This window comes from Frateuria sp. (assembly GCF_013362045.1).
GTDB lineage: Bacteria > Pseudomonadota > Gammaproteobacteria > Xanthomonadales > Rhodanobacteraceae > Frateuria_A.
In genome coordinates, this window is the sequence record NZ_JABFWW010000266.1 from 1 (window position 1) to 3,577 (window position 3,577).

At 67.4% G+C, this 3,577-nt stretch carries 2 protein-coding genes and 1 pseudogene; 2 read left to right on the top strand and 1 reads right to left on the bottom strand.

The features are described 5' to 3' along the window. Both HOQ08_RS12735 and HOQ08_RS12740 read left to right on the top strand, forming a co-directional pair. Positions 1-211 (top strand): annotated as a pseudogene (locus HOQ08_RS12735) (acyl-CoA dehydrogenase); the annotation flags it as partial. 102 nt (positions 212-313) lie between these two features. Beyond that, a complete protein-coding gene (locus tag HOQ08_RS12740) occupies positions 314-799 on the top strand; it encodes an asparaginase domain-containing protein (RefSeq protein WP_291195466.1) in 486 nt (161 codons plus the stop codon). 66 nt (positions 800-865) lie between these two features. On the opposite strand, the gene HOQ08_RS12745 is transcribed toward HOQ08_RS12740, so the two are convergent. Continuing rightward, entirely contained in the window at positions 866-3,205 is a 2,340-nt protein-coding gene (locus tag HOQ08_RS12745; RefSeq protein WP_291195469.1) for a protease pro-enzyme activation domain-containing protein, read from the bottom strand. Positions 3,206-3,577: the final 372 nt, after the last annotated feature.

Consider the following 3,577-nt stretch of genomic DNA (forward strand, 5'->3'; position numbering starts at 1 on the left):
GGGCGGCGAGCGCGATGCACTGGAGGCCTCGGCACGCGGGCTGGCGACCACCCTCGCCCGCTGCGCGGCGGCGGCCTTGCTCGCGCGCCAGTCCACCTTCGCCCGCGAGCGCAGCGACATGCGCCCCGGCGCGGCGCTGCGGCGCTTCGTGGCGAACGGCCTGGACCGGCTGGCGACAACGGATGCGGCCGATACGCGGTTGTTGCTGTGATGGGGCGCGTCACGGCGCGAAGGGTTCGACGCGCCGTCCCGCGGAACGCTCCACCCCTTCCGAGCCGCTAGACTACCTGCCTCTCATCCGCCCGAAGCCATCATGCAGCACCTGACCATCGTCACCACCGGCGGCACCATCGACAAGATCTATTTCGACGACAAGTCGGACTACAAGATCGGCGCGCCGCAGATCGGCGAGATCCTGGGCCAGCTCGGGGTGGCGTTCGCCTTCGACGTGATCCCGATCCTGCGCAAGGACAGCCTGCACATGTCGGCCGAGGATCGCGCGCTGGTGCGCTCCACCATCGAGGCGCAACCCCACCGGCACGTGCTGGTGACCCATGGCACCGACACCATGGTCGAGACCGCGCGCGAGCTCGCGTCCATTCCCGGCAAAGTGATCGTGCTGACCGGCGCGCTCAATCCGGCGCGCTTCCAGGGTTCGGACGCGGTGTTCAACATCGGCTGCGCGGTGGCGGCCGTGCAGACGCTGCCCGATGGCGTGTACATCACCATGAACGGCCGCGTGTGGGATCCGGCCAAGGTGCGCAAGAACCGCGACGCCAACCGCTTCGAGCAGGCCTGAGGCCTCTCCAGACGAACCGGGGGGCCGTCGATGGACGGCCCCCCGGCGTTTTATGCCCGCGCGGTCTTACTGCACGGTCAGGGTCACGTCATCGAGCACGAACGAGGTCTGCAGCGAGACGTCCTCGGTGCCGGTGAACTTCAGCACGACCGTCTGGCCGATGTAGCTGGACAGGTTCGCCGTGTGCACGGCGTAGCCCGAGGCGGCATTCAGGTTGGAGAACGTCGCCAGCGTGCCAAGCAGCGTGCCGGAGGTGTTGTAGACCCGCACGTACAGATGATCGTAGGCGGTCGAGCCGGATTCGGCAGTGTCGATGTGCAGGTAGTACTGCAGCGTCGCCGAGGTCTTGCCGCTCGGGATGCTCACCTGCTGCGACAGCGTATCGGTATGGCTGCTGCCGTAGCCGTCCAGCCAGGCCTTCCACGAACCGGCGTGTGCCGGCTCCGCAGTGCTGTTGTCGATCACGCCGGCCGAGGCGCTCCACGGCGCGGCCGTGCCGGTCTCGAAGCCGGTGTTGCCCAGCAGCTGGGTGCTGCCGCCGCCGACGGTCACCGCCTGCGTCTTGCTGCTGCTGGCGCCGCCGTTGTCGGTCACCTTCAGGGTCACGTTGTAGGTGCCGGCGGCTGCATAGGTGTGGCTCGGGTTGGTCGCGGTGGAGCTGCTGCCGTCGCCGAAGCTCCATGAACGCGAGGCGATGGTGCCGTCGCTGTCGGTGGAGCTGTCGGTGAAGTTCACCGTCAGGCCGCTGACGACGTCGCCGAAATTCGCCACCGGCGGGTTGTTGGTGCTGCCGCCGCCGAGGGCGCTGATCGCGCTGGCCATCATGATGCTGCCGCGACCGCTGGCCAGGTCGTAGCCGACGCCCGCCGTCTCGCCGTTGTTGTTGCCCGAGGTCACGTCATGGAAGACCGAGGCGGGCAACTGGTAGATCAGTGGACCGGCAAAGCCCACGCCGGTGCCCTTGGCCGCCAGCACGCGCGACCAGAAACCCGCGAACAGCGGCGCGGCCAGGCTGGTGCCGCCGATCTGCTGGGTCGCGCCGTTCACGATGACCTTGGAGCCGGACTGCGGGTCGCCGTCGAAGGCTACGTCGGCCACGCCGCGATAGGTGCCCGACCACAGCGTCTGCCAGCTTGGCTTGGGCTCGAAGGTGCTCTCGCTGCCGCCGGTGGCGCCTTCGTTGAGGGCCAGTTCGTTCCACACCGTCTCGCCGTTCCAGGTGGTGGTGGAAGCATCCAGCTTGGTGCCGGCCACCGCGATCACGTACTGCGAGGCCGCCGGCCAGCTCGGCGTGGTGCCGCCGGTGCCGCATTCGTCGGCGCCGCTGTCGCCGGTGGAGATCGAGAAGGTCTGGCCCTGCGCGTCGGCCTGCTGGAAGGCTTGGTCCTGCGCCGCGGCGGAGCCGTCGTTCTTGGCGTCGGTCTCGCACTCGCCCAGCGACACGTTGATGATCTTGGCGGTGTTGTCCGATACCGCCTTGTTGATGTCGGCGGTGAGGTTGGCGTTGGAGAGCGTGGGGATGTTGTAGAAGACCAGCTTGCCGACCTGGCCGCCGGCCATGCCCACGATGTCCTGGCTGTCCAGGTTCCATTCGCTGACGCCGCTGGTGTCGGAGCTGGTGCCGTTGGTGTTGATGGTCTGCGTGGTGACCGTCGACAGGCCGTTGTTCGATGTGAAGGTGTTGAGATCGGTGATCGTTTGGCTGAGGTCACCCTGGGTGATGATGCCCACGGTGACGCCCGCGCCGGTCGGTGCGCCCGCGCCGCCGTAGATCGAGGCGAACTCGGTCGGGTTGTGGCCGGTCACCGCCTGCGGGGTCAAGCCGTTGGCGTGCGGCTGCACCACCGTGTGCGCGCGGTGCACATTCTGCAGGCCGAGCACCGACAGCACGCTGTCGGCGATCGCGGCCGGGACGCGGGGCTCGCTGGTGTTCATGAAGGCGGCGCGGCCATGCCTGTCGCGCACCTGGGCGAACTGCGTGCCGAATGCGGCAGCGGCAACGTCGGCGGTGCCGTCGGCGGATACCAGCAGGCGGTTGGGGGCGACCTGCACGTTGCTGAAGCCGGCCTGGCGCAGGTAGCTGGCGACGGCCTCGGCCTGTCCCTGCGTGGGCGCGTGGTCGGCGCGGAACTGCTGCGGGGTCATCGCGTGCGGCGCAGCCAGCAGGCCGGGAGCATGCGCGGCGGCAATGAAGGCATGCAGCTGGGCCGGGTTGCGCAGTTTCAGCGCCACCTCGATGTGCAGCGGCTGCGAAGCCGGCAGCGGCCCCACGAACGCTTCGTCCCTGTGCAGCGTCGGGACGTGCCCAAGCGCCACCATCGCCGGGGTAGTGGCCGCGGCGGCCGAGCCGGCCATCGCCACGCCCAGCGCGGCGGCCAGCAGTTTGATACGTGCAACTGTTGCCATGTCGAACTCCTGTCTTTTTTTCGGGCCGAGCGACACCGATGCGGTCGTCGGACCCCATGCGCATATGCCGCACGCGTGCGGCGCCTGGTTGCTTGCGGCGATATCGCCCTCGAACGGACGCCCTCCCTTTACTGGACGCGTCGCGTTGCGGTTTCCGAAGGTGGCGACCGCCTTTCGTGGCGACGCCTTGCCGCAATGGCCGATCGCCAGCTGTGGCGGTCGGACCCGCGGCAAATTAGGGCTTTGGAAAATAATGGGTCAATAGGAAAATTGCCCGAATTGTGACATTCCCAATCATTTTAATGACGTATTATATTGCGATTTATAATCGATTTATTTCGCAGCAAATTTCGTTATTTTCGAAGCGCAAAA

Excerpts from the sequence above, each read along its gene's own strand:
- HOQ08_RS12740 (WP_291195466.1), top strand. The coding sequence starts at position 314 with ATGCAGCACCTGACCATCGTCACCACCGGCGGCACCATCGACAAGATC.
- HOQ08_RS12745 (WP_291195469.1), bottom strand. The coding sequence starts at position 3,205 with ATGGCAACAGTTGCACGTATCAAACTGCTGGCCGCCGCGCTGGGCGTG.